Raw genomic sequence first — 5921 nt, forward strand, 5'->3', positions numbered from 1 at the left:
TTAGCGGCAGCCCCTAAAATGGCGCAAAAAAACAGAGGCCCTTATTCTGGAACCTCCGTTTCTCTGGCTTTCTTAATGCCCTCGGCTGTGGCTTCTATCACGACAAGCTCTTTTTCGTTCATGGAGTTTAGAAGAACATCAATGTGCTTTCTGCAAGAGCTTGACCTTGCCCCTCCGTCCGCATGAATAAACTGGTCAACTGAAACGTCAAACATAGTAATGAGTTTAACAAAAAGGTCGAAGCTGGGATACTGACCTTTGTTCTCAATATTCATAATGGTACGGGAGTCACGGTCTACTAATTCCGCAACATAGGCTTGTGTCCAGCCCTTTTCTTCTCTGGCTCGTTTGAGAGCTGCCCCGAGGCCGTGAAAGTCAAACCTTCTTTCATCTTGGTTCATTCTCATATCACCCTATATCATTCTACATTTCTGGTTGAATTATGAGAATGTAATGAGATTTTACATCAAGTAGTATTTTGTTTCGCATCCATGTAGGCTCTAACTTGTATTATTCGAGGTAGAGAACTATAATATATCCTGTGGAGGTGCGAAATGGACTATATGACATTGAAAGAGGCCGCCGAAAAGTGGGGCGTGACACCTCGTAGGGTAAATTATTATTGTGCTGGTGGGCGTATCCCCGGCGCTGTGAAAATGGCCGGTGTTTGGCTGATCCCTAAAACTGCGGAGAAGCCGATTGATGGCCGGACAAAACAAGGGAAGGGGTTGCACCATGAATAAAATCCTGATTATAGATGATGACAGAGAACTGTGCGCTTTGATTAAACGTAGCGTACAAGCAGAAAACATAGAAGCTGATTTTTGTAATACCGGAAAAGAGGGCTTACAAAAATTAAGAGAGCAGGAATACCAGCTTGTGGTGCTGGATGTGATGATGCCCGGCATGGACGGGTTTGAAACGCTGGAAGAAATTCGCAAGGAGTACAGCTTACCGATTTTGATGTTCACATCTAAAAATGACAGCATTTCTAAAGTACGGGGCTTACGGGCCGGAGCGGACGATTATCTTACAAAACCGTTTGATATGGATGAACTGATTGCCCGTATTGCGTCTCTTATTCGCCGCTACACTCGCTTTAATCAGCAAGCTGGAGCCATACAAAAGCTAAATTTTGACGGATTGCAGATTGACCTTGAAAATCGTTCTGCTACTACACCAAACGGCACTTTTGAACTGCCCCCAAAGGAATTTGATTTGCTCCTGTACTGTGCAAAACATCAAGGGAAAATTTTGACCAAACAGCAGATTTATGAGGAAGTATGGGGCGAAGAATATTTCTATGATGATAGTAACATTATGGCGATTATCAGCCGACTTCGTAAAAAATTAGAAGTCAATCCTTCAAGCCCAAAGTATATACAAACGGTCAAAGGGATTGGCTACCGGTTTAATAAGGAGGTGTAGTCGGCATGGAAATTATCGTATTCTTGTCCATTGTGATTGCTGTTGTGGCTGTATTGACTTCCATCGTTCTCGTTCGGCGTGTAAAAAAACAAATAGCAGAAATGACCGATGTGCTGGTTGATGTGAAAAACGGAAATGGCAACCGGCGTATTCTATCTGCAACAAATGAACTGACAGCACCTCTTGCCTATGAAATCAATGAGATCGTTGTGGCCTATGAAAGCAGACTTTCAACTGTACGGCAGACAGAAGAAACCAACCGCCAGCTTATGACGAGCCTTTCCCATGATGTGCGAACGCCCCTTACTACTCTGATTGGGTATCTTGACGCTGCACACAAAGGGCTGGTCACAGGAAAAGACCGGGATGATTATATTGAAACCGCCCGCCGGAAAGCCCATGATCTGAAAGAATATATTGATGTACTCTTTGACTGGTTCAAGTTAAATTCTAACGAGTTTGCTTTGGAGATCCAGAGTGTTGAGGCCGCAGAGCTGACAAGAAATATCCTCATTGACTGGATACCGATTTTTGAGGATAAACAGGTTGAGTATGACATTGATATTCCCGAACAGCCTGTCCGGGTAAGATTGGATATGGACAGCTATATGAGGATTGTCAATAATCTCATTCAAAATGTAATCGCTCACAGCCATGCAGACAAAATCAAAATTGCCCTGTCAAAGAAGGAAAATAACATGGAGCTGCTGCTGGCGGATAATGGAGTGGGAATTGAGAAGGAAGATTTGAAACACATTTTTGAACGGCTCTATAAGTGTGACAAAGGACGGTCTGAAAAAGGAAGCGGTCTTGGTCTTTCTATTGTCCATCAGCTTGTAGAAAAGATGGATGGGAATATAACAGTTGAAAGTTTGCCGGGAAAAGGAACTGAATTTATGTTGCTTTTTCCTTTGGAGAGTTAAGCGGGCTCCCGTCTTTATGGCGGGAGCCTTTGTCATTTTACTGGATTTCAAATTGCAAGGTTAATGCAAGGTTGCGGCAAGGTTAATGCAAGGTTGGCATGATAGAATACCTTACAGAACAGGAGGTTTTGAATATGGATACAAATTATATCATTGAAACAAAAAATCTGACGAAGCAATACGGCTCACAAAAGAGTGTGGCTGACTTAAATATCCATGTGAAGCGTGGGAGAATTTACGGTCTGCTGGGCAGAAACGGAGCCGGAAAAACCACTACCATGAAAATGCTGTTGGGCTTAACGAAGCCGACTTCCGGGGAGGTCAAAATCTGGGGAAAGTCTTTGCAAGGGAATGAAAAGAAGTTGCTGCCCCGTATCGGAAGCCTGATTGAGTCCCCCGGTTTTTATCCCAATCTGACCGGCACAGAGAACCTGCGTATCTTTGCTACTCTGCGGGGCGTACCAAACAATCATGCTATCAAAGATGCTCTGGATCTGGTAGGACTGCCCTACAAAGATAAAAAGCTCTTTTCACAGTATTCTCTTGGTATGAAGCAGCGGCTTGCCATCGCCCTTGCCGTTATGCACGATCCGGAGCTTTTGATTTTGGATGAGCCGATCAACGGCCTCGATCCCATCGGTATTGCAGAAGTACGCTCCTTTATTCGGGAGCTTTGCGACGCAAGAGGAAAAACTATTTTGATTTCCAGTCACATTCTTTCGGAGATTTCCTTGCTGGCTGACGATATTGGAATTATTGACCACGGTGCATTGCTGGAAGAAGAAAGCCTTGCTGAGTTGGAGCAAAAAAGCAGTAAACATATCCGGTTTACGCTCTCTGATACTGCACAGGCGGCAAGAATTTTGGAACGCAATTTCCATGAAACCCATTTTTCCATACAAGACGACCACAATCTGCGCCTGCACAACCTTGATCTGTCTGTGGGGAAAATTGTAACTGCTTTTGTAGAAAACGGATTGGAGGTATCAGAAGCACATACCTGTGAAGAAAGTCTTGAAGATTACTTCAAGCGTGTGACAGGGGGCGAAGGAATTGCTTAAACTAATCAAATGCGAATTTTTGAAATTGAAACGGAAGAAATTTATTCCGCTGATTATTTTGGCTGCGTTCCTGTTTCCAATCCCGCTGACTTATCTGATGACAACGCCCTCTATGATGGAGCGATATACGGATCGGGCAGATGCTTTCGATGGACTATTTAACATGGTGTTGGGATATGGTATCCAGTTTTTACTGCCCTGCATTATCGGAGTGATTGCCGCTATTCTGTTTTTTATGGAACGCGACAACGATACATTCAAAAATCTGCGTACAATTCCCGTAACCAGCACGCAAATGGTACTTGCAAAGATTATTGTCCTTTTTATCTTTGGAATTGTTTTTTGCGTGGCTTCTACCATTGCAACAATTCTTTGCGGAATTGGAACATTAGAAGTTTATGGAATTGGTTATAAGCTGTTTTTGGCGGTTGAAACGGGGATCTTCATTACGGCAGGAACACTCCCGTTGATTGTCCTTGTTGTCTTTTTCAGTAAGACCTATGTTTTTTCCATTTTGTTGTGTGTCTTTTACAGCGTTCTGAACATGAGTGCTACGGCATTGTTTGACACACTGCCTAAAACTATGTTATGGCTTCTGCCCACGCCACTGACTACATTTTGGAGTGCGGGAGATATGGCGGCTCATGGAATAAAAATGGACTTGGAGCAAATGACAGGGCTAATTCCCTCAATATTTCAAGTTGTATTCATTCTTGGGATCATGGCATTGGTTTCGTTCTTACTGATTGACAGATTATATAAGCAGAGGGGGGAATAAACATGGTTCGCATTGTAAAAACAGAATTTTATAAATTGAAAAGGTATCATATCCTTTGGGCGGGCGTTGCACTCATGCTCCTATCCGTCCTGCTGACCTTGTTTACCTCTATGGCGAATGATGGTTCCGTTTGGGATTTTGCCTATCTTACAGAACAGGTCATCAAAAACAATATGTCCATGATTTTTCCGATGTGTATCAGCCTAATTGCTGGATATATGATTTCTCGTGAGCAGACGGATGACACATTGAAAAATATTCTGACTGTGCCGATCTCTTTTAAGAAACTGTTGACCGGAAAATTGATTGTGTGCGGCGTATTGTCTATTATTTTCGGGCTGATATGCAGTCTGTTTACAATCATAGCAGAAATGATTGTGGGATTTCCCGGCTTTGAGATTTCCTTAGCTCTAAAAGCAGCCTTGCAGATTACTGCGGTTAATTTCTTTTTATATCTTGCGGTTCTGCCGATTATCGCTCTTACTTGTCGGAGGGCAGGTAGCTTTTTAGTCGGTGTAATCATTGCTTTTGTCTATGGATATGGAGGGATGTTTGCCGCAGGAAATATGACATTAGCAAACCTTTATCCGATTACCGCAAGTCTTGGAATGGTAGGCTACCGTAGCTATGATACCGCAGTCAACTGGAATATCGGAACCTGTTCTTGCAGTCTTGCGCTTGCTGTCGTTATTTCTGCCATCTTGATTTTGTGCATGAAAGAACGAGAAGCAACCCAAACAAAGAAAAAGGCCAAAAAGGTAGCTCCAAAGAAAGGCTGGTGATGATTTTATGAAGAAAATAGTTTTAGCATTAACATTCGTCCTTGTGGGAAGTTTTATGCTTGCTGGCTGTTCAAAAGATGAAATTCTCAATCATTACAATAACATGGTTCAATCTGCGGGCTCCATAGAACTGACAGGGAAATCGTCACTGCAAGGGGAAAAAGAAAAAGGAATTGATGATTATACAGGGACTTATACGGCTGATTATGCGAACTTTTCAGGTACAGAGTATTTGTTCGGAGGAACTTCCATAAAGAGAGAAGCCGGTAAGGAGCTGTCCATTGATTGCACCTTGGAGATTACGGAAGGTACTGCAAAAGTATTTTGGATTTCTGGATCTGATGAAGCAGTCACATTGATTGAAGCAACCGGAACTTATAGTGACACAATTACACTTCCTGATGGTGGAAATTATATTGGCATTGAATGTGAGAATTTCACTGGAAACATTGAATTAAATATTGAATAATACTCTGCCGGACGACGGCAAAAGAAAAAAAGCCGTCGTAGAGCAGACAATTTGACACGCCCATTTGAAACGGCGGCTTTGATTTTCAGAGCCGCCGTTTCTTTGCGTTTACACAAACCTATGACGACTTGCAGGGACACGGTAGCCGATTGGAGGTTGATTTACCGTGTCCTTCTTTTTATTTCGCAGTATCCATGATCTGCACCAGTTAAAAAAAGCGTAGCTCCCCCTCCGGGACAGTCTGGTTATGAATGTGAAATTAGACAACATATAAATGAATATGTAATTTCATGCGTCCGTGTGGCTTCATGCCGCCCGGGCGCTTTTGCGTTCTTATGGGGCTGCTTCGGGTCATGTTGGCCCGAAGCCATTCCCCGGTGCCGCTCCCCGCCGCCTTCGCTTCGGTCACTCGTCAACCAACAACCGAAACGGAGGTCAATATGGCTATTATCAATTTGCGGGACTATTACCCATTCTATA

General features: G+C 43.2%; 8 protein-coding genes. 7 read left to right on the forward strand and 1 reads right to left on the reverse strand.

All coding sequences use genetic code 11. The features are described from left to right. Nucleotides 1-41: 41 nt before the first annotated feature. Nucleotides 42-407, reverse strand: a complete 366-nt coding sequence (locus GPK90_RS09995; RefSeq protein ID WP_004064252.1) for a helix-turn-helix transcriptional regulator — start codon at nt 405-407, stop codon at nt 42-44. Nucleotides 408-554: 147 nt separating this feature from the next. Between GPK90_RS09995 and GPK90_RS10000 the strand changes: the two genes are divergently transcribed. The 7 genes from GPK90_RS10000 to GPK90_RS10030 all read left to right on the forward strand — a co-directional run bounded on the left by GPK90_RS10000 (nt 555) and on the right by GPK90_RS10030 (nt 5441). Further along, nucleotides 555-743 carry a helix-turn-helix domain-containing protein gene (locus GPK90_RS10000; protein WP_117567335.1) on the forward strand — a complete coding sequence of 63 codons (189 nt, stop codon included), beginning with the start codon at nt 555-557 and terminating at the stop codon, nt 741-743. Further along, the gene (locus GPK90_RS10005) at nt 736-1428 is read left to right on the forward strand and encodes a response regulator transcription factor (protein ID WP_215651976.1); all 693 of its coding nucleotides are present in this window, start codon (nt 736-738) and stop codon (nt 1426-1428) included. Before GPK90_RS10000 ends, GPK90_RS10005 begins: the two co-directional genes overlap by 8 nt. Before the next feature lie 5 nt (nt 1429-1433). Next, nucleotides 1434-2351 carry a sensor histidine kinase gene (locus GPK90_RS10010; protein WP_117658091.1) on the forward strand — a complete coding sequence of 306 codons (918 nt, stop codon included), beginning with the start codon at nt 1434-1436 and terminating at the stop codon, nt 2349-2351. A gap of 134 nt (nt 2352-2485) precedes the next feature. Next, nucleotides 2486-3412, forward strand: a complete 927-nt coding sequence (locus GPK90_RS10015; RefSeq protein ID WP_117476073.1) for an ABC transporter ATP-binding protein — start codon at nt 2486-2488, stop codon at nt 3410-3412. Further along, complete coding sequence (locus GPK90_RS10020; protein ID WP_215651974.1) at nt 3405-4190, forward strand: ABC transporter permease; 786 nt, start codon at nt 3405-3407, stop codon at nt 4188-4190. Before GPK90_RS10015 ends, GPK90_RS10020 begins: the two co-directional genes overlap by 8 nt. A 2-nt stretch (nt 4191-4192) precedes the next feature. Next, the gene (locus tag GPK90_RS10025; protein ID WP_002594767.1) at nt 4193-4972 is read left to right on the forward strand and encodes an ABC transporter permease; all 780 of its coding nucleotides are present in this window, start codon (nt 4193-4195) and stop codon (nt 4970-4972) included. Between the two features lie 7 nt (nt 4973-4979). Continuing rightward, entirely contained in the window at nt 4980-5441 is a 462-nt protein-coding gene (locus GPK90_RS10030) for a hypothetical protein (protein WP_118596908.1), read from the forward strand. Nucleotides 5442-5921 lie beyond the last annotated feature (480 nt).

This window comes from Clostridium sp. MCC344 (genome assembly GCF_018785365.1).
Classification (GTDB): Bacteria; Bacillota; Clostridia; order Lachnospirales; family Lachnospiraceae; genus Pilosibacter.